We start from the raw sequence: 24,228 nt of genomic DNA, 5'->3' as shown, positions 1-24,228 counted from the left end.
TGATTTAATGAGTTTAGGCCCTGTGGGGATGTCTGGTGGCATGGATATCAATGCCATGGTCAGCAAAATTGTCGATTCTGAGCGTGTGCCAAAGCAGCAACGTATCAACAATGAACGCACGACTATAGACGCCAGCATCAGTGCTTATGGGCGACTCAGAGAATCATTGGATACGATGAAAAACCTCATGGCGAACTTTCGTCAAGAGAAGGCCTTTGCCGCTCGAACGGTTGAGACCACGGACGAAAAGGTCGTCTCTGCTACAGCAACTACCGATGCAATAGCAGGCAAATATGCGGTCGATGTGTTGCAGCTTGCGCAGAGCCATAAAGTCGCGTCTGATGTTTTGCCCCAAGACGCGAAGTTTGGCCCGGGTAAGCTGCATATTTCGCTCGGTGATGACAGCTTTACGATTAATGTCCGTTCAAACGCTAAGCTCGTTGATGTCGTGCGCGGTATTAACGGCGAAAAAGATAACCCCGGTGTACGAGCCTCGCTCATCAATGATGTTGAAGGGGCACGCCTTATCCTCGCCTCTAACCTTTCTGGCAAGGAGCATCAAATTAAAATCACCGTGGATGCCAAGCAAGGTAATCCACTGGAAAAATTTGCTTACCAGGCACAAGCGAAGTTTCAAGATTATCTTGGTATGAATGAAGTTCAGGCTGGTCAGGACTCGGTTGTGCTGCTCGACGGTGTTGCGAGGCTATCCAGCCACAACAACGTGATTGAAGACGCGATAGAAGGTGTTGACCTTACCTTGAAGGGTCAATCAGACCCAAACCAAGCGCCCGCTGAGATTGGTGTTGAGTATGACCGCCAGGGCGTTCGTAGCGATATAGATAACTTTGTCGCCGCTTATAACTCGTTCTACCAGACTTCTCAGGCGTTAGCGAATGTCGACCCGCTTACCGGGCAAAAAGGCCCTTTATCGGGAGACAGCACAGTGCGAAGTGCTGACGCCAGGCTGAAATCGGTCTTCTCCTCGCAAATTGACAAAGCGCCAGAAAATCTTAAGTCACTGACTGAGTTTGGTATCACTACCACGCGTCAGGGGACACTCGAAATCAATTACGACATGCTTGATCGGCAGTTGAATAACCACTTCAATGATCTGGAAAAGTTCTTCGGTGGCAATACGGGGTTTGCGAAACGAATCGAAGACGCGATCCACGGCATCACTGGTGTTACCGGTAGTATCCGTACCCGAGAAAAAAGTCTTACTGAACAAAACTATCGTCTCAATGATGATCAAGTAGCATTAGATCGCCGCATGGAAAGTATAGAGAAACGTACCTACGCGAAGTTCTCCGCCATGCAAGATGCCACCGGTAAAATGCAAGGTCAGTTAGGGGCGCTAATGAGTGCTTTGGGCTAATCGATGAAAAGTGAACTCATAGAAATTCATGATGTAGATCTGTACATTAACCGCGAACTGAAAAAAGTTGAGATAAATACTGAAGAAATAACAAGACTGGTCGATATCAGGGAACGGTTATTGCGAAACTTGCTACCAATTGTTCAACAAAATCCGCTGGTTAAGCAGGATGAAGAGTGGCAAGACTTACTCGCTCGCACCAAAAGTATTGTTGAGCTGATGCAATCAGAAACGTCAAAGACCAGTAAAGAGCTGCACAAATTGCGCTATGGCCAACGTTCACTTCAGCAGTACAAAAAGTTTATTTAAAAAGAGGATTACTATGCGCGGATCTTTGCAAGCATACAAAAAGGTATCAGTCGACAGCCAGCTAAGCGCGGCTTCTCCGCACAAAGTCATTCAGATGCTAATGGCTGGTGCGATTGAGCGCCTTATTCAAGGTAAAGCAGCCATGCAAGCCGGTAACATTCCGGTCAAAGGCGAGCGCTTAGGTAAAGCGCTGGACATTATCATTGCGTTACGCAGTTGTCTGTCGATGGATGATGGTGGTGATATTGCTTCAAACTTAGATTCACTTTATGAGTTTATGATTACGCAGATTTCTTCGGCTAACCATAAAAATGATTCGCAAGCTATTGATGATGTTATTGATATCATTCGAGAGATAAAATCGGCCTGGGATCAGATCCCGGCAGAGTTTCATAATTTAACTGCAGCTGAAGTTGGTATTTGATAATTAAAACAAATGGTTATATTTACTTGAATATATATTAATCACTTAAGCAACAAGTTGTGCAGCAAGGTCACAATCGCGCCCAGAGCCCTCATTTGCTTGGTTGCCTTATTTTTTTATTCAAATAAAATAGCCGCCATTAGTAGCCCTAATGGCTTTTTTTGTTGCTGATTTTCCTATGCCTATCGTGAATTGAGTGTGGCGTTTCTGCCCTTCTAAACACTCATTTGGGCTCATCAAGGTTTGGCCGCAACATACCCCAAAATAAAGGCAATCATTCTTACTTATGCAAGGTTTGGCAAAGCTGCTTGTAATTGATGACGATGCTTCAAGTCGTTTAAATTTAAGCAATATATTGGAATTTGTTGGAGAAAGTTGCGAAGCTGTCAGTTCTGAACAGTTGGGCGACATTGATTGGTCTGAACTATGGTCTGGATGCATTGTAGGTCACACTACTTCAGATATGGCGGCTGCCACCGTTATGGCTCATCTTCATGATGCTTACCATATTCCACTGCTTGTTATGGGCTGCTTTCCGTTGTCTGTTGACGACCTGCCAAGCTATGTCGGAGAACTGGAACTGCCGCTCAATTATCCGCAGTTAAGTAATGCTTTGCGTCATTGCAAAGACTTTCTCGGCCGTAAAGGTGTGAATGTGATCGCAAGTGAGCGAAAAAATACACTTTTCCGCAGTTTGGTCGGTCAGAGTCGCGGTATTCAGGAAGTGCGCCACCTTATTGAGCAAGTCGCGAAAACCGAAGCGAATGTTCTGATTCTTGGTGAATCTGGCACAGGTAAAGAAGTTGTAGCACGTAATATCCATTACCATTCCACATACTCAAATGGTCCATTTGTGCCAATTAACTGTGGTGCGATCCCTCCTGAGCTTTTAGAAAGTGAATTGTTTGGCCATGAAAAAGGGGCTTTTACTGGTGCTTTGACGTCGCGTAAAGGTCGATTTGAGTTGGCCGACGGCGGTACGCTGTTTCTTGACGAGATTGGCGATATGCCGATGTCAATGCAGGTGAAGTTACTGCGCGTGTTGCAAGAGCGATGTTTTGAGCGGGTGGGCGGCAACAATACCATTAAGGTCAATGTTCGGGTGGTGGCGGCAACACACCGCAATCTAGAGAGCATGATTGAAGAGGATACGTTCCGTGAAGACTTGTTCTATCGCATCAACGTATTCCCAATTGAGATGCCAGCGCTCAAAGAGCGTAAACAAGACATTCCTTTATTACTGCAAGAATTGATGGCGCGCTTAGAGGCAGAGGGTGGGCAGCCAATTTGCTTTACGCCACGTGCCATTAACTCTTTGATGGAACATGATTGGCCGGGTAACGTCCGTGAACTTGCAAATCTGATTGAGCGAATGGTGATTTTGTACCCAAACAGCTTGATTGATGTGAACCACTTGCCAACCAAATATCGTTACAGCGACATTCCGGAGTTCCACCCGGAAGGTAATCCTTTTGTTTCGATTGAAGAGCAAGAGCGTGATGTGTTCCATGACATTTTTTCGGAAGAATTTAGCTTCGATGAACTCAGCGATTTAGATCATAACGCCAATGCGCCGCAGGATCTGCCTCCAGAAGGGGTCAATCTGAAAGAACTGTTGGCTGAGCTTGAAGTCAACATGATTAGTCAGGCCCTTGAAGCACAAGCTGGCGTCGTGGCCCGAGCCGCAGACATGTTGGGAATGCGCCGCACTACATTGGTTGAAAAGATGCGTAAGTACAACTTACAACGTTAACGCTGCACTCTGGTGTAATGCCGTTCACTTAACAGCGGTCAATATAATCCAGTTTACCGTCATCCTGAACAGCGACGAAGGAGCGTGATTCAGGATCTTCTATCCGAGCACGTTGTTGTCAAAGAGTTTTCTAACTATTCTCAGCGTGCTGATATTAGATTCCTAGTCTCGCTAAGGCTCGCTGGAATGACCCTAAAAGAATCGCTAAGCGACTGGAATTTTCACTCCGGTGGACTGTTTTCTGGAACACCAAACCGTCTACATTCTTATGTCAATTTTGTGTCAACTTATTGTCGCATTGTAAGTTGCTGATAAATATAAAAATATAGCTTGGTACGCTAATTGCTTACTAGGCTTTTTATTATTTAGTGGCGATATTTCGACAGGCAGTTGATGGAAAATAACACCAACCAATCCCATTTGGACTCAGTAGAAAATCAGGTCGAACGCTATAAGCAGGTACTGGATGTGATGCCGGCAGGGGTGATCCTGCTCGATACATTTGGGGTAGTGCGCGAAGCGAACCCGGAAGCACACCGCATCCTTGAAATTCCATTGGTCAACGAGAAGTGGTTTAACGTCATTCAGGCGGCATTTGATCCGCGTGAAGATGACGGCCATGAAGTATCCCTGCGCAATGGTCGCAAAGTTCGTTTAGCGATTTCCGCGTCCGAAACTGGCCAGCTTATCCTGATCACGGATTTAACTGAAACCCGCTTGTTGCAAGCCCGTGTGAGTGACTTACAACGCTTATCGTCACTAGGGCGTATGGTGGCATCTCTTGCCCATCAAGTCAGAACTCCCTTATCCAGCGCGATGCTTTACGCGTCAAACCTGACCGCACCAAATCTTCCTCCGAATACACGCGACCGTTTTCAGAGCAAACTAATGGATCGGCTGCATGATCTGGAAAAGCAGGTGAATGACATGCTGCTCTTTGCCAAAGGTGGGGATAACAAAGTCATTCAGCCATTTACGATTGCTCAGTTGGTCGCGGAATATCAGCCAATGGTGGAAGCCGCCTTAAAAAACAACAGCATTGATTACTTTCTTGAAGTAGAAGAAGAGCATACAGGGCTGATTGGCAACGCGAACGCCATTGCATCGGCACTGAGTAACTTAGTTATGAATGCGATGCAGATGTCGGGTAAATCCTCCCAAATCGACGTTTTCTTCCGTCCGGTAAACGGCGAGCTGCGCATCTCTGTGCAGGACAACGGGCCGGGTGTACCTACAGAGTTACAAAGCAAAATTATGGAGCCATTTTTTACTACCCGTTCACAGGGAACTGGTTTAGGGCTCGCCGTAGTTCAAATGGTTTGCCGTGCCCATGACGGTCGATTGGAACTCATTTCTGAGCAGGGTGATGGAGCCTGCTTCACCATGTGCATTCCACTAGAGCGAATGCAAGCAGAAGCGCAATAAGCGGCTTCTGCCAATAACAATTACTGGAGAATCAGAATGACGCAAAGCAAAGTGCTGATCGTAGAAGACGACGAAGGTCTTCGCGAAGCCCTGGTGGATACCCTGGCTCTGGCAGGCTATGAGTGGCTGGAAGCAGACTGTGCAGAAGACGCACTAGTGAAACTGAAATCAAACGCCGTGGACATTGTCGTCTCCGATGTACAAATGGCCGGAATGGGTGGACTGGCGCTGCTCAAAAATATCAAACAGAACTGGCCGAATCTGCCTGTCCTGCTGATGACGGCGTATGCCAATATTGAAGACGCGGTCTCTGCGATGAAAGACGGCGCGATTGATTACATGGCTAAGCCATTTGCACCGGAAGTGTTGCTCAATATGGTCAGCCGCTATGCGCCAATCAAAAGTGATGACAGTGGCGATGCTGTGGTGGCAGATGAAAAAAGTCTGCGACTGTTAGCGCTGGCAGACCGCGTGGCACGTACTGACGCCAACGTCATGATTCTGGGGCCAAGTGGTTCGGGCAAAGAAGTCATGTCGCGTTACATCCATAATGCGTCAAGCCGTAAAGATGGTCCTTTTATTGCTATTAACTGTGCGGCTATCCCGGACAACATGCTCGAAGCGACGCTGTTTGGTTACGAAAAAGGGGCGTTTACCGGAGCAGTACAAGCGTGTCCTGGTAAATTTGAACAAGCGCAGGGTGGGACGATTTTGCTGGATGAAATCAGTGAAATGGACCTCAACCTGCAGGCAAAACTGCTGCGTGTACTGCAAGAGCGTGAAGTTGAGCGATTAGGCAGTCGTAAGAGCATTAAACTGGATGTGAGAGTTTTGGCAACCAGTAACCGCGATCTTAAGCAATATGTGTCGCAAGGTAACTTCCGCGATGACTTATATTACCGCCTCAACGTCTTCCCGATTGCATGGCCTGCACTGTGTGAGCGCAAAGGTGACATTGAGCCATTAGCAAAACATCTTGCTGAGCGTCATTGTGGCAAGATGGGTATGCCAGTACCGAAGTTTTCTGTATCGGCAGTAGCAAAATTGCTCGAATATTCATGGCCAGGTAACGTGCGTGAACTTGATAACGTTGTCCAACGCGCTCTTATCCTGAGTGAAAATGGCGACATTGGCACGGAACACATTCTTTTAGAAGGTGTGGATTGGCAAGACGCTAATAGCCTTCAACGAGTGATACAAAACGCTGAAGTATTGGTGCCGGATGTTAAGCCCGTTGCTCAGACTGAAAGCGTGAGTCGTATCGTGTCAGGCGGAGAAGGGTTAGGCAGCGAACTGCGTGATCAAGAATATACGATCATTCTCGATACGCTGGTTGAGTGTAACGGTCGCCGCAAAGAGATGGCCGAGAAACTTGGCATTAGCCCGCGAACGCTACGCTACAAACTGGCCAAAATGCGTGATGCTGGTATCGATATTCCTGGTTAATTTTTTGCGTGACTTATTTTTTTTTGCGTAAGTTTTTTGCGTGAAAAGTCACAGGCGAAAGTGTAAGCAGGCAATAGACACTCGCCTTCTGGCACGCGAATTGCTTTGATAATAAACAGTTTTATTAATAGTCAAACTTTTGGCTTCGGGGAAGTAATGAAAATTGATGGTATTCAGGCAGATATGCGCGCCATGATGGTAGAGGCAACGAACACCGCTCCTACGGCAACTGGTGCGAAAGTTGGGGCAGATTTTGGCGACCTTCTGACTCAGGCCATCAATAACGTAAATTCACTTCAAAAAACCTCGGGTGATCTGCAGACTCGCTTTGACCGGGGGGATGCCGATGTTTCCCTTTCTGACGTTATGATTGCCCGTAACAAGTCCAGTGTTGCATTTGACGCCACGGTTCAAATCCGCAATAAGCTCGTCGAGGCCTATAAAGACCTCATGAATATGCCAGTGTAATTTAGGTAATAAGTGTGGCAGACAAGTCTACAGATTTAACCGTCACTAATGGCGGTGCAGATGGTGTTCTGGTTGCGAACTCTGAAATGGATGTGGAAAGCCAAAATCCAGATCTAGAAGAACGCAGTGCTTCCAAGCTCGATATGGCAGTCGGCGACCTGGATTTACTTCGTCAGGTCGTACTCGTGCTGTCGATTTCTATCTGTGTCGCTTTGATCGTGATGCTGTTCTTCTGGGTGAAAGAGCCAGAGATGCGTCCGCTTGGCGCTTACCAGACGGAAGAACTGATCCCAGTTCTTGATTATCTTGATCAGCAAAAAATTGATTACAAGCTGGACGGCAATACCGTGTCCGTGGAAGCAAGTGACTACAACTCCATTAAGCTTGGTATGGTACGCGCTGGTGTGAATCAGGCAACGGAAGCTGGCGATGATATCTTGCTGCAAGATATGGGCTTTGGGGTTTCTCAGCGTTTGGAGCAAGAGCGCCTGAAACTCAGCCGTGAGAGGCAACTCGCTCAGGCAATTGAAGAGATGAAACAGGTTCGTAAAGCTCGTGTGTTACTGGCGTTGCCAAAGCACAGCGTATTTGTGCGCCATAATCAAGACGCCTCTGCTTCTGTTTTCCTGACCTTATCGACAGGTGCAAACCTTAAGCAGCAGGAAGTTGACTCCATCGTTGACATGGTCGCGAGTGCCGTCCCGGGAATGAAAACGTCCCGTATTACCGTGACCGATCAGCATGGTCGCCTGTTGAGTTCTGGCTCGGAAGATCCGGCCTCTGCCGCTCGACGTAAAGAGCAAGAGTTGGAGCGCAATCAAGAGCAGGCACTGCGCGAAAAAATTGATTCAGTGCTACTGCCAATTTTGGGTATTGGCAACTATACCGCGCAGGTCGATATCAAAATGGATTTCAGCGCCGTGGAGCAGACCAGTAAACGCTTTGATCCAAATACACCGGCGACACGCAGTGAATACGCACTGGAAGATTACAACAACGGCAATATGGTTGCTGGCATTCCGGGCGCACTGAGTAACCAACCACCGGCGGATGCTTCGATTCCACAAGACGTCGCACAGATGAAAGACGGTTCGGCGATGGGACAAGGCTCTGTGCGTAAAGAATCCACACGCAACTTTGAGTTAGACACCACGATCAGCCATGAGCGTAAACCGGCGGGAACCCTTGCGCGCCAAACAGTGTCAGTCGCCATTAAAGAACGTCGTCAGGTGAACCCTGGAAACGGTGAGGTGACTTACACGCCAATGTCTGAAGAAGAGATCAACGCGATTCGTCAGGTATTGATTGGTGCGGTCGGTTTTGACCAGTCACGAGGCGATTTACTCAACGTGTTAAGTGTGAAGTTTGCAGAGCCGGAAGCCGAGTTACTTGCCGAGCAACCAATCTGGGAACATCCGAACTTCAACGATTGGGTACGATGGCTTACCAGTGCCTTAGTCATCATTGTGGTTGTGCTGGTTCTTGTTCGTCCGGCAATGAAAAAACTGCTTAATCCAAGTGCTGATAACGAAAACGAAATGTCGGGCTCGGATGGTCAGTTAGTAGGCGCAGATGGTGAAACCCGCTTACTGGGCAGTGATATCGAAAACAGTGAGTTGTTTGAATTTGGCTCAGGTATTGACCTGCCTAACTTACATAAAGATGAAGATGTGCTGAAAGCAGTCCGTGCTCTGGTTGCAAATGAGCCTGAACTGGCAGCGCAAGTTGTAAAAAACTGGATGAATGAACATGGCTAACGATATCGTACCTCAAGGTGAACGTGGCGCAGGGATGCCGATCGAGTTTGATGCATCAAGCATTAGTGGTGATGATAAAGCCGCCATTTTGTTGCTAAGTCTTAACGAGCAAGACGCGGCGGGCATCATCCGCCATCTGGAACCCAAACAGGTGCAGCGCGTCGGTAGTGCTATGGCTCGAGCAAAAGATTTGAGTCAGGAAAAAGTTTCAGCGGTTCACCGGGCATTTTTGGAAGACATTCAGAAGTACACCAGTATTGGTATGGGCAGCGAAGATTTCATGCGTAAGGCACTGGTTGCCGCTCTGGGGGCAGACAAAGCGAACAACTTAGTTGACCAAATTTTACTTGGCACCGGCTCAAAAGGGCTGGATTCATTGAAATGGATGGATCCCCGTCAGGTAGCCAGCATCATTGTCAACGAGCACCCACAAATCCAAACGATTGTTCTGTCTTACTTAGATGCGGATCAGTCAGCGGAAATCTTGTCTCAGTTCCCGGAACGTGTGCGTCTGGACCTGATGATGCGTATTGCCAACCTTGAGGAAGTCCAGCCTTCAGCCTTGGCAGAGCTTAACGAAATCATGGAGAAACAGTTCGCAGGTCAGGCGGGTGCACAAGCGGCGAAGATTGGCGGCCTTAAAGCAGCTGCTGAGATCATGAACTACCTCGACAACAACGTCGAAGGCATCTTGATGGAGCAGATTCGCGATCAGGACGAAGACATGGCGACGCAAATTCAGGATCTGATGTTTGTCTTCGAGAATCTGTCGGAAGTCGATGATCAAGGCATTCAGAGACTGCTGCGCGATGTACCACAAGATGTGTTGCAGCGAGCACTGAAAGGGGCTGACGATTCTCTGCGAGAGAAAGTATTTAAGAACATGTCGAAACGTGCCGCTGAGATGATGCGTGATGACATTGAAGCCATGCCACCAGTACGCGTTGCTGATGTGGAATCGGCGCAGAAAGAGGTGCTCGCGATTGCTCGTCGTATGGCGGATGCTGGCGAACTCATGTTGTCTGGCGGCGCAGACGAATTCTTGTAATCCCTATTGCCCTGCGTTCTCCTGTCGCAGGGCGTCTTCCCTTCAAAATCGAATACACATAACCGAACATAAATAGGTAACCCATGGCTGGCGATAGAAAACGTGGATTTATCCGCCCCGACGAAGATGATGCGATGATCGAACCGCAACGCTGGGGACTTCCTGACTATGGTGAGCCAAAAGCCAAGCAAGCCAGACAGACTGCGTTGAATTACGACCCCGGCTGGATACCGAGCTTTGACGAACCAGAAGAAGAGCAAGTTCTGCAGTTGACCGAAGAGCAGATCGAATTAATCAAGCAAGGCGCTTATCAGGAAGGGTTGTATCAAGGTCAGGAAGCGGGCTTTAAACAAGGTTATGACAAAGGCAAAGAAGAAGGTCTACAAGCTGGTCATGCTGAAGGTTTAGAGCTTGGTAAAGCTGAAGGTGTGAGTGCGGGACAAGCGTTTATTCAGCAGCAGGTGGAAGTCTTTATGAACCTGGCTAATCAGTTTGCCCAGCCACTGGAGCTGATGAACGCTCAGGTAGAGAAACAGCTGGTGGATATGGTGTTGTGCCTCGTGAAAGAAGTGGTTCACGTAGAAGTCCAGACCAACCCACAAATTATTCTCGATACCGTCAAGCAGTCGGCTGAAGCATTGCCGATCTCAGGTCATCCCATTACGTTGCACCTTAATCCGGAAGATGTGGTCATCATTCGCTCAGCGTATGGGGAGCAAGATTTAGATTGTCGCAACTGGACACTGGTCTCTGAACCGTCTCTCAATCGTGGTGATGTGCAGATCGAAGCGGGTGAGTCGAGCATCAACTACCGTATGGAAGAGCGCATTAAAAACGTGCTGCATAGTTTTTGCGGCGCAAACCGCCACCAAGAGGGTGAGTAACCCATGTTAGCGCTGGCCGACCGTTTAAAAAACTACAAAGTAGAAGGCTTAACCATGCGACCGGTTGCTTCAGGCAAGCTGGTGCGTGTTGTCGGATTGACGTTAGAAGCAACAGGATGCCGGGCTCCTATCGGCAGTTTATGTCTGGTCGAAACCATGTCAGGACACATGGAAGCTGAGGTGGTGGGTTTCTCCGGCGACAACCTGTTTTTAATGCCGAGCGAGCAAATCACCGGTATTTTACCCGGCGCTAAAGTCACGCCATTGACCAGTGATGCAGGCCTGCCTGTTGGGATGGAGTTACTTGGGCGTGTCATTGACGGTGTTGGTAATCCACTTGATGGGCTTGGTCCTATCTACACTGATCGTCGTGCTTCATTTAATGCAGACCCTATTAATCCACTGGCACGTAAACCTATCACTGAGCCTCTTGATGTGGGATTAAAGGCGGTCAATGGTTTGCTGACAGTTGGTAAAGGTCAGCGAATTGGCCTGTTCGCAGGCTCTGGTGTCGGTAAATCGGTCACGCTGGGCATGATGACCAGAGGCACCACCGCTCAAGTCGTTGTCGTCGGGCTGATTGGTGAGCGTGGACGAGAAGTCAAAGAGTTCATCGAAGAGATATTGGGTGAAGAAGGGCGTCGCCGCTCGGTAGTGGTCGCCGCGCCTGCCGATTCTTCTCCTTTGATGCGTTTAAAAGGCTGTCAGACCGCACTCACCATCGCAGAATACTTCCGCGACCAAGGTTTGGATGTACTGCTATTAATGGATTCGTTGACACGCTTTGCTCAGGCTCAGCGTGAAATTGCATTGTCAGTAGGTGAGCCTCCTGCAACTAAAGGTTATCCACCATCGGTATTTGCCAAACTACCCGCACTGGTCGAACGTGCTGGTAACGGTAGTGCGGAACAGGGCTCAATCACCGCATTTTTCACCGTTCTGACAGAAGGTGATGACCTGCAAGACCCGATTGCCGATGCGTCTCGGGCAATTCTCGATGGTCACATCGTGTTGTCACGAGAAATGGCCGATGCGGGTCACTATCCGGCCATTGATGTCGAAAAATCCGTCAGCCGTGTAATGCCGCAGATCACTACCGAAGAGCATGTTCTGATGTCGAAAGCCGTACGCCAGGTGTTGTCGATTTGCCGTAAAAATCAGGATTTGGTTTCCATCGGCGCTTATAAGCCGGGTACCGATCCGGCGATTGATAGCGCATTTACGCTCAAGCCAAAGTTAGATGAATATTTGCAACAGCGCATGAAAGAGTCTGTGCCATATGATATGTGCGTCAACATGCTGAGAAGCATATTAGGTGGGTAATAGCGTATGAACAATGCAATGGAATTCTTGCTTGAACAAGCCAAAGAGCGAGAAGATCAAGCGGTGCTAGCTCTGAATAAAGCGCGTTCGGAGCTTGAGAGTTATTACCGCCAAGTTGAGCAGATTGAAAAATATCGTCTCGACTACTGCCAGCAGTTGGTTGACCGGGGACAAGCGGGACTAACCGCAAGTCAATATGGTCATCTGAACCGATTTCTTACTCAGCTTGATGAAACGCTATCCAAGCAAAAACAAGCGGAAAACCATTTCAAAGAGCAGGTTGAAAACGGCAAACAGTATTGGCTGAAAATGCGTAAAGAGCGAATGTCATACGAATGGATGAAAGAAAAGCGCATCAAAGAGAAACAAGTTTTGGAAGCCAGACGTGAGCAGAAACAAATGGATGAATTCTCGACTCTGCTCTATAGCCGCAAGTTAAAACCATTTTAAATTGCTTTAGATGCTGCTCGTCCTGCCTTTACACATTCCTACATTGTCAGAAGAAATAGTGTCAGAATTTTAACGCTATGTATTGGCGTGATTTTTGCTAATTCACCCTCTAGTCATTCAAATGACCTCTGATTTGCAATTTGCCTGCGCCGTTTTATGTGATGCCAAGAACGAGAAGATTTATATGAATGTGAATTTGACTAATGTTTCTGCGACCAGCAAGGCGTCGGTTTCCATGTCTGGCGCAAAAACGTCAGCAGAAGGCTCAGAAAGCCAAGGTTTTCTGGAAACCTTGTCGGGCGCTTTCACAGATTCACAAAAGAACCAATCTTCTCTGGCTAATCCCGTGACACAAGCAAATGAAGTAGAGGATTCATCCTCTGTCCAGTTCATGCAGTCACAAGGCGAAAGTCAAGAAACAGTCACTGTTGATGGCAAAAATGAAAATCAGTCGACCGATGCTTTGTTAGTGAAAGAGAGTGTTCAGGAGACGTTTGACGATCAAGTCGTTGCCTTGGTAAAGCAAGATAGCGAAACCGAAAGCAAAGCGGAAGCAGCGGACAACTCTGCTGAGGTGGAGAGTACAGCGGACTCTGACCGTGATGCATCTGAGACAATGATCAGCAAATCAGATCAACAGCACGCCAAGAGCGATAAAGCCGAGGCTCACGATGTGAAGCGATCGATGGATGAAGGTCAGCAATTACTCGGGCGTATTGAACAAGCGCAGCAAACATTAAAGCCTCAAAGCCAAGGCGCGAACAGCGGCAAGGGATTGCCCCCTCAAATTGTCGGTGGTTTTTCTAACACTAACGACACTAACAACAAAAGCATCAAGAGTTCTGATGAAGTGGAACTGGGTGGCAAAGCGATGGGCTTTGCTCCTGCAGAGGCGGGTTCTGAACTACCAGAATGGCAACCACAGTATGTCCAGGAGCTTCAAACGGAATCTGGCATGGAGCAACATGACGAGGAAATGGAAGGCATCGCACAAGTGACAAATATACTTCGCGATGTTTCTAGTGATGTTGATCTTAAGATGGTTCAGCGCATCTCGATAGAAGATCTAGAAGTGATTGATACCAAACTGGCTCAGGGGAAACCGCTCACCAGTCACGAGGTTGAAGTCATTGAGGACCTGAAAAGCGGGGTGTTAGTTGCGGACGTAACGGAGCAAGCCTTCGCTCAGTTGGTTGCTTTGCCAGATGAGGTAAAAGTGGCGCTTTCAGAATCGTTTCCCACTCAGCATAGTGTGACGCGTCAAACGTCAGCAACGAAGATGGCTCAGCAGAATCAGCACGTGGTTACTCCGGATGTAAAGCACGCAGCTTCGCAACCGACAGTTGTAGACAAAGCGGCGTTGTCTGCCACGCCAGAAGCATTAGTAACGGCAAGCCTGAATCCTGCCATGCAGCAGGTGGTGGTTAATAGCCAAGTTGATAATGAAGTTGGCAATAAAGCCATGAACGCTGCTCTGGTTGCTAGGTCACTTAAAACTACAGTACTTAAAACCACAACGGATAAGCAGGACAAAACCGAATTACAGCAAGGTTTGGCTGGTCAGTTGCAGGCAGCGGTTAATCAGCAAGGCGTAACAACACCGCAGCAAACCAGAGCCGTCGATACTGCGCAGCAAGCGCAATTACCGTTACAGCTGACCAAAGAGTTGGCAAATGATCAGGTCGCGGAAAAAGTGCAAATGATGATGTCGAAGAACTTAAAGAATCTCGATATTCGTCTCGATCCTCCTGAACTTGGCCGAATGCAGATACGGATGACGATGAACAGTGATTTAACCAATGTACATTTTACCGTTACCAATCCACAGGCTCGGGAGATCATTGAACAGACACTGCCTCGCCTGCGAGAAATGCTGGCTCAGCAAGGTATGCAGTTGGCTGAATCGTCGGTGCAGCAGCAAAGTAGTGGTCAGCAACAGAGTGGTTATGCAGCGGCACAACAGAATAGGCAAGGCACTATTGGCCGAGGTTTCTCTTCTGAACAGCCAGACGACAACCTTGATGCTGACGTCGAACTGAATGTGAAAGTAACGTCACCGCGAGATGGAATTAGTTTCTACGCATAGCGTAAACGAAGTGGTCTGTAGAACACAGATATGTCTGGTTTTTGGCCAGATTAAATAAAACAAACAATAAGAGATAGGAATGGCTGAACAACAGTTACAAGGGGCTGGTGCGCCAAAAAGCAAAGGCAAGTTACTGATTATTATCATCGCAGTCGTTGTCCTGTTACTGGGTGGTGGTGCAGCGGCGTTCTTTTTCATGGGGGCGGATGAGCCTGTTCAAACGGCAGAATCGGATTCTCAACAAATTCAGGCGTCCCCAGAAGCCAATCCGATTGCGTATGTGAACCTTCCACAGCCGTTCGTTTTCAATGTGACGGGAGACAGCCGTGACAGACTGGTACAAATCAAAGCCCAGTTAATGGTTCGTGGTTCTGAAAATGAGCAGCTAGCGAATTACCATTCGCCGCTGATTGAAAGCTCTTTACTGTCGACGTTTGCTTCTGCAACGGTTGAACAGCTGCGTTCGCCAACGGGCCGTGTGGAATTACGCACTCGAGCTTCGGAGGACATCAAAGCTGCCCTGAGCGCTGCCATCGGTAAGCCAGTGATTGAAAAAGTACTGTTTACAGATTTTGTTATTCAATAGGTAAAACGTGACCGATCTATTAAGCCAAGACGAAATTGATGCACTGTTGCATGGCGTTGACGATGTTGATGACATTGACGATTCGATAAATAACGATCCCGGCGCTGCTGTCAGTTTTGATTTTTCGTCTCAAGACCGAATTGTACGCGGCCGAATGCCGACACTCGAGCTTATTAACGAGCGCTTTGCCCGGCATATGCGGATCAGTCTGTTCAATATGTTACGCAAAACAGCAGAAGTGTCGATTAACGGCGTGCAGATGATGAAGTTTGGTGAGTACCAAAATACGCTGTATGTGCCAACCAGTTTGAACATGGTTCGTTTCCGTCCGCTAAAGGGCACGGCACTGATCACCATGGAAGCCCGTCTGGTTTTTATTCTGGTAGAAAACTTCTTTGGTGGTGATGGCCGCTTCCACGCCAAAATTGAAGGCCGCGAATTTACTCCTACTGAGCGACGCATTATCCAGCTTTTGTTGAAAATCGTCTTCGAAGATTACAAAGAGTCATGGTCGCCCGTGATGGGCGTAGAGTTCGAGTATCTCGACTCGGAAGTGAACCCGAGTATGGCGAATATTGTTAGTCCAACGGAAGTGATCGTCGTCAGTTCATTCCATATTGAAGTGGATGGTGGTGGTGGGGACTTCCACGTGGTGATGCCTTACTCCATGGTTGAACCCATCCGTGAATTGCTGGATGCGGGCGTGCAGTCGGACAAGATGGAAACCGATGTTCGCTGGAGTTCAGCGCTGCGTGAAGAGATCATGGACTGTCCGGTTAACTTCCGTGTGAACCTACTGGAAAAAAATATCTCACTGCGTGATTTGATGGAACTGCAACCAGGGGACATCATCCCAATCGACATGCCGGAACACGCGACCATGTTTGTCGAAGATTTGCCGACCTATCGAGTCAAAATGGGCCGCTCGGAAGAAAAACTGGCGGTCCAGATTTCACAAGACATTCCCCGCCCTCACGTTGTGAAAACCGATTTAGCTTTCTTAAGTAAAGACATCATGTCTGCACTTGAGAAAGACAATGACACAGAAGATTAGAGACCTTACGCAACTCGCATGTTATGGCGTGAGTAAGGCTAAACACAGGATAGTAAAATGGAACGAAGTGACGATCAAAAGCTTGCAGACGAATGGGCAGCCGCTCTAGGCGAAGATCCGTCTGTACCGTCTATTGATGTTGATGAAGTGTTGGCAGCGCCGCTTGAGGAGTTGAGAGACACGTCGAGCCCAATCTCTGATGATGAGCGTCGTAAACTCGATACGATTATGGATATCCCGGTGACGATTTCGATGGAAGTCGGTCGCTCCCAAATCAGTATTCGGAACCTGCTGCAACTGAACCAGGGCTCGGTGGTTGAACTGGACCGTTTGGCTGGCGAATCTCTTGATGTCTTGGTTAACGGTACTTTGATTGCTCACGGAGAAGTGGTTGTAGTGAATGACAAGTTCGGTATTCGTTTGACTGACGTTATCAGCCAGACAGAACGCATTAAGAAGCTGCGCTAATGGTGGTCAATTCAGTCAAACTGCGATTGAAGCAACTTTTTGGTGCGCTTGGCTTGATGCTGAGTGTCCCTCATACATTGTCTGCAGCCCCCATTTCTACGGCACCAACGAATCTCGATTTCGCGACTACGCTCGGTTCTTTAGTGCTGGTCATCGGCGTTATATTGTTGCTTGCCTGGTTGCTAAAACGCATGAAAGTGCCAGCACTCGGCCAGCAAAAAGGTTTACGTATCGTCAGCCAGCTACCTGTCGGGCCGAAAGAACGCATCGCTGTTGTTCATGTCGGCGAAGAGCAGTTCTTAGTTGGCATCACCAGCCAATCTATTCAGACGTTAGCCAAGCTTGAAAAGCCGCTCAAAGAAGAAGATCTGACGAGCAGTGCATTCGCCCACCAATTTAGCCAACTGATTAAAAAAAATGACAAAGGGTAATCCTATTCGCCTGCTCATTAGCACCTTGATGCTGCTAATGAGTATGCTGTTTTCTTCACTTTCGTTTGCTCAGGTGGAGGAATCTCCGCTACCCGATAATTTGGCAGATGGCAGCAGCGTCACGGTTCAGGCAATGCAGAGTGATACAGGTGCTAGCCGCTCGATGTCGGTCACCAATAGCGGTGGAATACCAGCGTTTACCATGACCACCAATCCAGACGGCAGCGAAGACTATTCCATCACACTGCAAATTCTTGCCTTGATGACCATGCTGGGTTTCCTGCCGGCGATGGTGATTTTGATGACGTCATTTACCCGAATCGTCGTGGTGATGTCGATACTTCGTCAGGCAATGGGTCTGCAACAAACGCCGTCGAATCAGGTGATCATTGGTATCGCACTTTTCCTCACTTTCTTTGTGATGTCACCGGTTCTGAATGAGATCAATGATAAGGCTATTCAGCCATATTTGAATGAGCAGGTGACAGCGCGTGAAGCGTTCGATGCCGCTCAGGTGCCAATGAAAGCATTTATGCTCAAGCAGACGCGAATTAAGGACTTGGAAACCTTCGTCAATATGTCTGGCGAGCAGGTGACTAACCCAGAAGATGTGTCGATGGCGGTGCTGATTCCGGCGTTTATTACCTCAGAGCTGAAAACCGCCTTTCAAATCGGTTTTATGCTGTTCTTGCCGTTTTTGATCATCGACCTTGTGGTGGCGTCAGTACTTATGGCGATGGGTATGATGATGTTGTCTCCAATGATTGTTTCTCTGCCATTTAAGCTGATGCTGTTTGTGTTGGTGGATGGCTGGAATTTGATATTGTCGACGCTCGCAGGCAGTTTTGCCCTGTGATTGGCGCGGAGTAGAGGATAAAACATGACACCAGAAATGTTTGTCGAGTTGTTCCGTGAAGCGTTGTGGATGGTGCTGATCATGGTCTGCGCCATTATCATCCCGAGCTTGCTTATTGGTCTTCTCGTGGCAATTTTTCAGGCAGCGACATCCATTAACGAACAGACGTTGAGTTTCTTGCCGCGTTTGATCATTACTTTGCTAACTCTGATGCTCTTTGGGCACTGGATGACACAAATGTTGATGGAGTACTTCTTCGGCTTGATTGAGCGTCTGCCTCAGGTGTTGTACTAGAAGCGCGTATGGAGTACCCGGCTGATATCGTCCTTGAGTGGATCGCCAATTACTTTTGGCCTTATGTCCGAATTTCTTCCATGTTAATGGTGATGACGGTCACTGGCGCACGTTTTGTTTCTCCCAGGATACGTCTCTACCTTGGTCTGGCGATCACGTTTGCAGTTATGCCCGCGATTCCCGCTGTTCCACAAGATATCGAGCTGGTTTCTTTTCGCGGTTTTATGACTATTGCGGAACAGATGATTATAGGCATCGCGATGGGCATGGTCACTCAATTCATGGTTCAGACTTTTGTCCTGCTTGGCCAAATTCTGGGCATGCAATCCAGTTTGGGTTTTGCCTCGATGGTTGACCCCGCCAATGGACAAAGTACGCCGTTGCTCGGCCAGTTGTTCATGTTCTTAACCACGATGTTTTTTCTTGCGACAGATGGGCATTTAAAGATGCTGCAGTTAGTGGTTTTCAGCTTTAAAACATTGCCGATCGGTTCCGGTACTTTAACGGCAGTGGATTTCCGTGAGCTGGCGAGCTGGCTTGGTATCATGTTCAAAACTGCGTTGAGTATGTCGCTATCTGGGATTATTGCTTTGCTGACTATCAACCTGTCATTTGGTGTTATGACCCGTGCCGCACCGCAGTTAAACATCTTCTCGCTTGGCTTCGCGTTTGCTTTGATGGTGGGGTTATTACTTTGTTGGTACATTTTGGCTGGCCTTTACAGTCATTATGAATTGTTCTGGGCAGTGGGTGAGGAGCAAGTTTGCCGCCTCATTCGTTTGGAGTGCTAGGATTTGGCAGAGTCAGACGGTCAGGAACGCACCGAAGAAGCCACGCCCCGACGGTTACAACAAGCCAGAGAAAAGGGGCAGGTCGCTCGTTCCAAAGAACTTGCATCGGCGTTAGTGCTGATCGTTGGCGCTAGCTCGCTGATGTGGTTTGGCGAGGCATTAGCACGCTCTTTATTTTCCATGATGAGCCGGCTATTTAACCTGAGCCGCGATGAAATCTTCGATAGCGCAAAGTTGTTTGATATCGCATTAGGCGCGATGACGGAGTTACTTTTCCCACTTTTTCTTATTTTGGTCACCTTATTTGTTGCTGCTATGATCGGCGCGGCTGGTGTGGGTGGCATCAGTTTTTCCGCCCAAGCGGCAATGCCGAAGTTATCAAAAATGAATCCACTTAGCGGCCTTAAGCGTTTGGTCGGAATGCAAAGTTGGGTTGAACTGATTAAGTCGATCCTCAAAGTTGTGTTGGTCACCGGAATCGCCATCTACTTGATTCAGGCTTCGCAAGCGGACTTTATTCAGTTAAGTATGGAAGTTTACCCGCAGAACATTTTCCATGCTCTCGATATCTTGCTGAACTTCATCTTGCTGATCAGTTGTTCACTGCTGATCGTGGTCGCGATAGACATTCCGTTTCAGATTTGGCAACACTCAGAACAACTGAAAATGACCAAGCAAGAGGTCAAAGATGAGTACAAAGAGACGGAAGGTAAGCCCGAAGTTAAAGGTCGAATCCGCATGTTACAAAGGGAAGCTGCTCAGCGCCGTATGATGGCCGATGTACCTCAAGCGGATGTCATCATTACCAACCCGGAGCACTTCTCGGTCGCGCTGCGCTATAAGCAGAAAACGGATCGAGCTCCGGTTGTGATTGCCAAAGGCACTGACCATATGGCAATGAAAATCCGTGAAGTGGCACGTGAGCATGACATTACTATTGTCCCGGCACCGCCACTGGCAAGGGCGTTGTACCACAGCACGGAGCTGGAACAAGAAATTCCGGATGGATTGTTTACCGCAGTGGCGCAGGTCCTGGCATTTGTCTTCCAGCTAAAACAGTATCGCAAGCGTGGTGGCCAAAGGCCTAAGCTTCAGGATTACGATTTGCCAATCCCACCAGAACATCGTCACTAACGTTGACTGAACGTCAAATAAAAATCTCCATATTCAGCGGCTTGTGATGCTGCTGAGTGTTTAGTCATTATTTTGGCGCAATCATGGTACGTAGATTGCTTAAAATGTCATAACTATAAACAATACCTAAACTTTTAGGCAAAAGTCGTCGCGTATAAGTTCGTTACCCACCGCGATGCTTCAAATCGATTGAGATATCTCGCAGTATGAAGTTAAGCCTGCCATTTGCAGATAAATTGCCAAGAATTCGTCAGCGTGAAATACCAGCTATTGGCGCACCTGTTATGGTTTTAGCCACCCTGGCAATGGTGATTTTGCCAATTCCTGCATTCTTGCTGGATATGTTTTTCACCTTCAATATCGCCTTATCCATGGTGGTGTTGTTAGTGACGGTTTACACCCGGCGTCCGCTAGACTTTGCTGCATTTCCTACCGTACTGCTTATCGCCACACTGCTGCGTCTCGCACTGAACGTCGCGTCGACTCGAGTTGTATTGTTACACGGCCACGAAGGCGGTGATGCGGCAGGTAACGTTATCGAGGCATTTGGTAACGTTGTGATTGGTGGTAACTACGCCGTTGGTCTGGTTGTTTTCCTCATTTTGATGATCATTAACTTTATGGTGGTGACCAAAGGTGCAGGTCGTATTTCAGAGGTGAGTGCTCGCTTTACTCTGGATGCTCTGCCGGGTAAGCAGATGGCAATCGATGCAGACTTAAATGCGGGACTCATCGATCAGGAACAAGCGCGCGTCCGCCGTTTTGAAGTGACCAAAGAAGCGGACTTTTATGGCTCAATGGATGGTGCGTCTAAGTTTGTAAAAGGGGATGCGATTGCCGGTATCCTAATTCTGTTTATCAACATCATCGGTGGTCTTTCCATCGGTATGGCGCAATACGGTTTGGGTTTTGGTGACGCGATTGAAATCTACACTTTGCTGACCATTGGTGATGGTCTGGTTGCACAGATCCCGTCGTTATTGCTGTCGATTGCCGCTGCTATGATGGTCACACGTCAAAATACCGATGAAGACATGGGCGAGCAGTTGATTTTCCAAATGTTCGATAATCCAAAGGCGCTGATGATCACGGCTGCAATTCTCGGTGTGATGGGCATTGTTCCGGGCATGCCGCACTTTGCGTTTCTGTCTTTAGCTGTCACGGCCGGAGCGGGTGCTTACTTCATCGACAAGCGTCAAAAACAGAAAGCAAAAGAGACTGTATTACCAGCAAAATCCGAAGATGGTAACGAGCCTATTTCCAAACGTGAGCTGTCCTGGGATGACGTGCAACCCGTCGATATTATCGGTTTGGAAGTCGGCTATCGCTTGATTCCACTGGTGGACAGGGACCAGGGTGGTGAATTGCTGGAACGTGTCAAAGGCGTGCGCAAAAAGCTCTCTCAGGATTTCGGCTTTCTCATTCCTGCGGTACACATTCGGGACAACCTTGAGTTGACCCCAAACAGCTACCGAATCACGTTGATGGGAGTAGCCGTCGGTGAGGCGGAAATCCGACCTGACCAGGAGCTGGCGATTAACCCGGGACAGGTATACGGCATGATTGACGGCGAACCGACGATGGATCCTGCTTTTGGACTGGAAGCGGTATGGATTCGTGAAGAGCAACGCGAGCATGCACAGGCACTGGGCTACACGGTGGTAGACTCATCAACCGTTCTTGCCACACACCTTAGTCAACTGCTCACCAATAATGCTGCGCAGTTGATTGGTCACGAAGAAGTTCAGAACCTGTTAGAGATGCTTGGTCGAAGTGCGCCTAAGCTGGTGGAGAGTTTTGTACCCGATCAACTGCCACTGGGTGTGGTGGTGAAAGTGTTGCAAAATCTGCTCAATGAAGCGATTCCGATTCGTGATATCCGAACCATCGTCCAAACCTTGGCCGAGTACTCAAGTAAGAGTCAAGATCCTGACATCTTAACGGCAGCCGCGCGCATCAGTCTTAAACGCCTAATTGTTCAGGAAATCAATGGAATAGAGCCAGAATTGCCAGTGATCACCCTGATTCCTGAGCTGGAACAAATATTGCATCAAACTATGCAGGCATCAGGCGGTGAATCTGCGGGCATTGAACCGGGACTTGCTGAGCGAATGCAATCTTCACTAAGCCGGGCAACGCAAGAGCAAGAGCTAAAAGGCGAACCTGCCGTTCTGCTGACGTCTGGCGTGCTGCGTTCCACATTGGCTAAATTTGTGAAGAACACAATACCTAATCTCCGGGTACTGTCTTATCAGGAAATTCCGGATGAAAAACAGATAAGAATTGTGCAAGCCGTGGGTAACTAACCTCACGCATCATTAATGGACTCATAGTTTGAAAATAAAGCGATTTTTTGCCAAAGACATGCGAACAGCGCTGCTCCAAGTAAAAGAGGAGTTGGGTGCGGAAGCGGTAATCATGTCGAATAAGAAAGTGGCAGGCGGAGTCGCTATCGTTGCGGCGATTGACAGCGATGCTATCCCGTCTTTACCCAATAATTCTGCGCAATTGAATCGTGGCGCTTCCCAACCGAATCGCTTTAACGAACATCGTCAAATGTCATCATCATTAACGGGTCGTTTTCAGGAACGCAGCTTAGATGACGATAAAATTAGCCTGAGAAGTCATCAAACGAATGAAAAAACAGGTTCAATGACGCAGCGCTTTGCGAGCATGTTTAAGCAATACAGTGGCGGTGCTCATTATCCGGAAGAGCAGGTCGCAGAAAACGCCGACTCTTTGTCAGCGCTGTTGCAACGTCAGAACAAGCATCGCGATGGTTATAATCAAGACAAACCAGCGCCTTATCAACCGGACTCCGCGTTAGCAAAACTGATTGCTCAGGATGACCGTTTTGAGCGTCCGATGCCAAAGCTTGACCCAACACGGTATGAACGACGCAAAGCTTCTGACTCTGGTGATGAATCGGTGACTGAACTGGAAAACATGCGTGAAGAGATGACCTCTATTCGTCGTCTTTTAGAACATCAGGTTTCGGGGCTCATGTGGCAAGAAGTCGAGCGTCGTGAACCGCTGAGAGCCATGCTGATCAAACGTCTGGAGCGAATGGGTGTGTCCCCGGAATTAGCCGATCAAATGGCGTGTTATATTCCAGAAGACACCAAACCAGCGCGAGCATGGAAGGCGTTGCTGTTACTCGTGGCAGATCAAATCCAGATTCCCAAGCAAGATATTTTAAAACGTGGTGGTGTGGTTGCTCTGCTTGGTCCAACTGGCGTCGGAAAAACGACCACAGTGGCCAAACTCGCAGCGCGTGCCGCCATGGAATACGGTGCAGACAATGTCGCACTGGTGACAACCGATACTTATCGTATTGGTGCACATGAGCAACTTTCCATTTACGGGAGAATTATGGGTTGTCCTGTAAGAGTTGCTAAAGATTCTAAAGAGTTAGCCGATGTAATATATCAGCTACGAAACAGAAGATTGATTTTGGTTGATACGGCAGGGATGGGGCAACGAGATGTGAGGCTGAGCGAACAGCTTGATACTCTGATGCAAGAGAGCGGAGAAGTGATTCACAGCTACCTTGTTTTGCCTGCTACCGCTCAACGTCGTGTCCTGCAAGAAACTCTGGAACATTTCCGACGTATTCCACTGTCGGGCTGTATTATGACTAAACTTGATGAATCACTAAGTCTGGGTGAATTCATCAGTGTGGTGATTCAGAATGCGCTACCAGTGGCTTACATCGCTAATGGCCAGCGCGTACCAGAAGACATTGTGATGGCACAACCAAAATACATGCTTGCAAAAGCAAATGAACTGTTAGAGAAGTCGACAGAGAACGAACCTCACTTTTGGAACAGTGACAGCGAAGGACTCTAGGGCGGCGGATTACG

The 24,228-nt window shown here is 48.2% G+C and carries 23 protein-coding genes; all 23 read left to right on the top strand.

The window, feature by feature from the left end; all coding sequences use genetic code 11:
• Positions 1-7: 7 nt before the first annotated feature.
• The 23 genes from fliD (at position 8) to flhF (ending at position 24,214) form a co-directional block, all read left to right on the top strand.
• Positions 8-1,378, top strand: coding sequence for a flagellar filament capping protein FliD (gene fliD, locus ACWYU8_RS02715; protein WP_457516922.1), 1,371 nt, complete (start codon positions 8-10; stop codon positions 1,376-1,378).
• Between the two features lie 3 nt (positions 1,379-1,381).
• Positions 1,382-1,687 carry a flagellar protein FliT gene (locus tag ACWYU8_RS02710; RefSeq protein WP_457516920.1) on the top strand — a complete coding sequence of 102 codons (306 nt, stop codon included), beginning with the start codon at positions 1,382-1,384 and terminating at the stop codon, positions 1,685-1,687.
• 13 nt (positions 1,688-1,700) lie between these two features.
• Positions 1,701-2,111: a flagellar export chaperone FliS gene (gene fliS / locus ACWYU8_RS02705; protein WP_457516919.1), complete on the top strand. Its 411-nt coding sequence runs from the start codon at positions 1,701-1,703 to the stop codon at positions 2,109-2,111.
• A 286-nt stretch (positions 2,112-2,397) separates the two neighbouring features.
• On the top strand, positions 2,398-3,864 hold the full coding sequence (locus ACWYU8_RS02700; protein WP_457516918.1) for a sigma-54 dependent transcriptional regulator: 1,467 nt from the start codon (positions 2,398-2,400) through the stop codon (positions 3,862-3,864).
• Positions 3,865-4,257: 393 nt separating this feature from the next.
• The gene (locus ACWYU8_RS02695; RefSeq protein ID WP_457516916.1) at positions 4,258-5,289 is read left to right on the top strand and encodes a sensor histidine kinase; all 1,032 of its coding nucleotides are present in this window, start codon (positions 4,258-4,260) and stop codon (positions 5,287-5,289) included.
• 36 nt (positions 5,290-5,325) lie between these two features.
• The gene (locus tag ACWYU8_RS02690; protein ID WP_457516914.1) at positions 5,326-6,735 is read left to right on the top strand and encodes a sigma-54-dependent transcriptional regulator; all 1,410 of its coding nucleotides are present in this window, start codon (positions 5,326-5,328) and stop codon (positions 6,733-6,735) included.
• A 156-nt stretch (positions 6,736-6,891) separates the two neighbouring features.
• Positions 6,892-7,203, top strand: coding sequence for a flagellar hook-basal body complex protein FliE (gene fliE, locus ACWYU8_RS02685; protein WP_457516912.1), 312 nt, complete (start codon positions 6,892-6,894; stop codon positions 7,201-7,203).
• 14 nt (positions 7,204-7,217) lie between these two features.
• On the top strand, positions 7,218-8,960 hold the full coding sequence (gene fliF / locus ACWYU8_RS02680; RefSeq protein ID WP_457516910.1) for a flagellar basal-body MS-ring/collar protein FliF: 1,743 nt from the start codon (positions 7,218-7,220) through the stop codon (positions 8,958-8,960).
• The gene (gene fliG, locus ACWYU8_RS02675) at positions 8,953-10,008 is read left to right on the top strand and encodes a flagellar motor switch protein FliG (RefSeq protein WP_457516908.1); all 1,056 of its coding nucleotides are present in this window, start codon (positions 8,953-8,955) and stop codon (positions 10,006-10,008) included. The genes fliF and fliG overlap by 8 nt, the downstream gene beginning before the upstream one ends.
• Before the next feature lie 83 nt (positions 10,009-10,091).
• The gene (gene fliH, locus ACWYU8_RS02670; protein WP_457516906.1) at positions 10,092-10,892 is read left to right on the top strand and encodes a flagellar assembly protein FliH; all 801 of its coding nucleotides are present in this window, start codon (positions 10,092-10,094) and stop codon (positions 10,890-10,892) included.
• Between the two features lie 3 nt (positions 10,893-10,895).
• The gene (gene fliI, locus ACWYU8_RS02665; RefSeq protein ID WP_457516905.1) at positions 10,896-12,215 is read left to right on the top strand and encodes a flagellar protein export ATPase FliI; all 1,320 of its coding nucleotides are present in this window, start codon (positions 10,896-10,898) and stop codon (positions 12,213-12,215) included.
• Positions 12,216-12,221: 6 nt separating this feature from the next.
• Positions 12,222-12,665, top strand: coding sequence for a flagellar export protein FliJ (gene fliJ, locus ACWYU8_RS02660; RefSeq protein WP_457516903.1), 444 nt, complete (start codon positions 12,222-12,224; stop codon positions 12,663-12,665).
• A 184-nt stretch (positions 12,666-12,849) separates the two neighbouring features.
• Positions 12,850-14,751, top strand: coding sequence for a flagellar hook-length control protein FliK (locus tag ACWYU8_RS02655; protein WP_457516901.1), 1,902 nt, complete (start codon positions 12,850-12,852; stop codon positions 14,749-14,751).
• 79 nt (positions 14,752-14,830) lie between these two features.
• Positions 14,831-15,337 carry a flagellar basal body-associated protein FliL gene (fliL, locus tag ACWYU8_RS02650; RefSeq protein WP_457516900.1) on the top strand — a complete coding sequence of 169 codons (507 nt, stop codon included), beginning with the start codon at positions 14,831-14,833 and terminating at the stop codon, positions 15,335-15,337.
• A gap of 7 nt (positions 15,338-15,344) precedes the next feature.
• A complete protein-coding gene (gene fliM, locus ACWYU8_RS02645; protein ID WP_457516899.1) occupies positions 15,345-16,391 on the top strand; it encodes a flagellar motor switch protein FliM in 1,047 nt (348 codons plus the stop codon).
• 57 nt (positions 16,392-16,448) lie between these two features.
• Entirely contained in the window at positions 16,449-16,859 is a 411-nt protein-coding gene (gene fliN / locus ACWYU8_RS02640) for a flagellar motor switch protein FliN (RefSeq protein ID WP_457516897.1), read from the top strand.
• Complete coding sequence (fliO, locus tag ACWYU8_RS02635) at positions 16,859-17,290, top strand: flagellar biosynthetic protein FliO (protein WP_457516895.1); 432 nt, start codon at positions 16,859-16,861, stop codon at positions 17,288-17,290. The genes fliN and fliO overlap by 1 nt, the downstream gene beginning before the upstream one ends.
• Entirely contained in the window at positions 17,277-18,146 is an 870-nt protein-coding gene (gene fliP, locus ACWYU8_RS02630; protein ID WP_457516893.1) for a flagellar type III secretion system pore protein FliP, read from the top strand. Before fliO ends, fliP begins: the two co-directional genes overlap by 14 nt.
• A gap of 24 nt (positions 18,147-18,170) precedes the next feature.
• Positions 18,171-18,440 (top strand): flagellar biosynthesis protein FliQ, encoded by a 270-nt coding sequence (fliQ, locus tag ACWYU8_RS02625; RefSeq protein WP_457516892.1) that lies wholly within the window; start codon positions 18,171-18,173, stop codon positions 18,438-18,440.
• An 8-nt stretch (positions 18,441-18,448) separates the two neighbouring features.
• Positions 18,449-19,231, top strand: a complete 783-nt coding sequence (gene fliR, locus ACWYU8_RS02620; protein ID WP_457516890.1) for a flagellar biosynthetic protein FliR — start codon at positions 18,449-18,451, stop codon at positions 19,229-19,231.
• A gap of 3 nt (positions 19,232-19,234) precedes the next feature.
• Positions 19,235-20,365 (top strand): flagellar biosynthesis protein FlhB, encoded by a 1,131-nt coding sequence (gene flhB, locus ACWYU8_RS02615; protein WP_457516889.1) that lies wholly within the window; start codon positions 19,235-19,237, stop codon positions 20,363-20,365.
• A 206-nt stretch (positions 20,366-20,571) separates the two neighbouring features.
• Positions 20,572-22,671 (top strand): flagellar biosynthesis protein FlhA, encoded by a 2,100-nt coding sequence (gene flhA, locus ACWYU8_RS02610; RefSeq protein ID WP_457516887.1) that lies wholly within the window; start codon positions 20,572-20,574, stop codon positions 22,669-22,671.
• Positions 22,672-22,699: 28 nt separating this feature from the next.
• A complete protein-coding gene (flhF, locus tag ACWYU8_RS02605; RefSeq protein WP_457516885.1) occupies positions 22,700-24,214 on the top strand; it encodes a flagellar biosynthesis protein FlhF in 1,515 nt (504 codons plus the stop codon).
• Positions 24,215-24,228 lie beyond the last annotated feature (14 nt).

The sequence above is a fragment of the Vibrio limimangrovi genome, assembly GCF_054064025.1.
This window is presented reverse-complemented; position numbering and strand designations above follow the sequence as displayed.

Coding starts and splice junctions, on each gene's coding strand:
- fliD (WP_457516922.1), top strand. CDS start 8: ATGAGTTTAGGCCCTGTGGGGATGTCTGGTGGCATGGATATCAATGCC.
- ACWYU8_RS02710 (WP_457516920.1), top strand. CDS start 1,382: ATGAAAAGTGAACTCATAGAAATTCATGATGTAGATCTGTACATTAAC.
- fliS (WP_457516919.1), top strand. CDS start 1,701: ATGCGCGGATCTTTGCAAGCATACAAAAAGGTATCAGTCGACAGCCAG.
- ACWYU8_RS02700 (WP_457516918.1), top strand. CDS start 2,398: ATGCAAGGTTTGGCAAAGCTGCTTGTAATTGATGACGATGCTTCAAGT.
- ACWYU8_RS02695 (WP_457516916.1), top strand. CDS start 4,258: ATGGAAAATAACACCAACCAATCCCATTTGGACTCAGTAGAAAATCAG.
- ACWYU8_RS02690 (WP_457516914.1), top strand. CDS start 5,326: ATGACGCAAAGCAAAGTGCTGATCGTAGAAGACGACGAAGGTCTTCGC.
- fliE (WP_457516912.1), top strand. CDS start 6,892: ATGAAAATTGATGGTATTCAGGCAGATATGCGCGCCATGATGGTAGAG.
- fliG (WP_457516908.1), top strand. CDS start 8,953: ATGGCTAACGATATCGTACCTCAAGGTGAACGTGGCGCAGGGATGCCG.
- fliH (WP_457516906.1), top strand. CDS start 10,092: ATGGCTGGCGATAGAAAACGTGGATTTATCCGCCCCGACGAAGATGAT.
- fliI (WP_457516905.1), top strand. CDS start 10,896: ATGTTAGCGCTGGCCGACCGTTTAAAAAACTACAAAGTAGAAGGCTTA.
- fliJ (WP_457516903.1), top strand. CDS start 12,222: ATGAACAATGCAATGGAATTCTTGCTTGAACAAGCCAAAGAGCGAGAA.
- ACWYU8_RS02655 (WP_457516901.1), top strand. CDS start 12,850: ATGAATGTGAATTTGACTAATGTTTCTGCGACCAGCAAGGCGTCGGTT.
- fliL (WP_457516900.1), top strand. CDS start 14,831: ATGGCTGAACAACAGTTACAAGGGGCTGGTGCGCCAAAAAGCAAAGGC.
- fliN (WP_457516897.1), top strand. CDS start 16,449: ATGGAACGAAGTGACGATCAAAAGCTTGCAGACGAATGGGCAGCCGCT.
- fliO (WP_457516895.1), top strand. CDS start 16,859: ATGGTGGTCAATTCAGTCAAACTGCGATTGAAGCAACTTTTTGGTGCG.
- fliP (WP_457516893.1), top strand. CDS start 17,277: ATGACAAAGGGTAATCCTATTCGCCTGCTCATTAGCACCTTGATGCTG.
- fliQ (WP_457516892.1), top strand. CDS start 18,171: ATGACACCAGAAATGTTTGTCGAGTTGTTCCGTGAAGCGTTGTGGATG.
- fliR (WP_457516890.1), top strand. CDS start 18,449: ATGGAGTACCCGGCTGATATCGTCCTTGAGTGGATCGCCAATTACTTT.
- flhA (WP_457516887.1), top strand. CDS start 20,572: ATGAAGTTAAGCCTGCCATTTGCAGATAAATTGCCAAGAATTCGTCAG.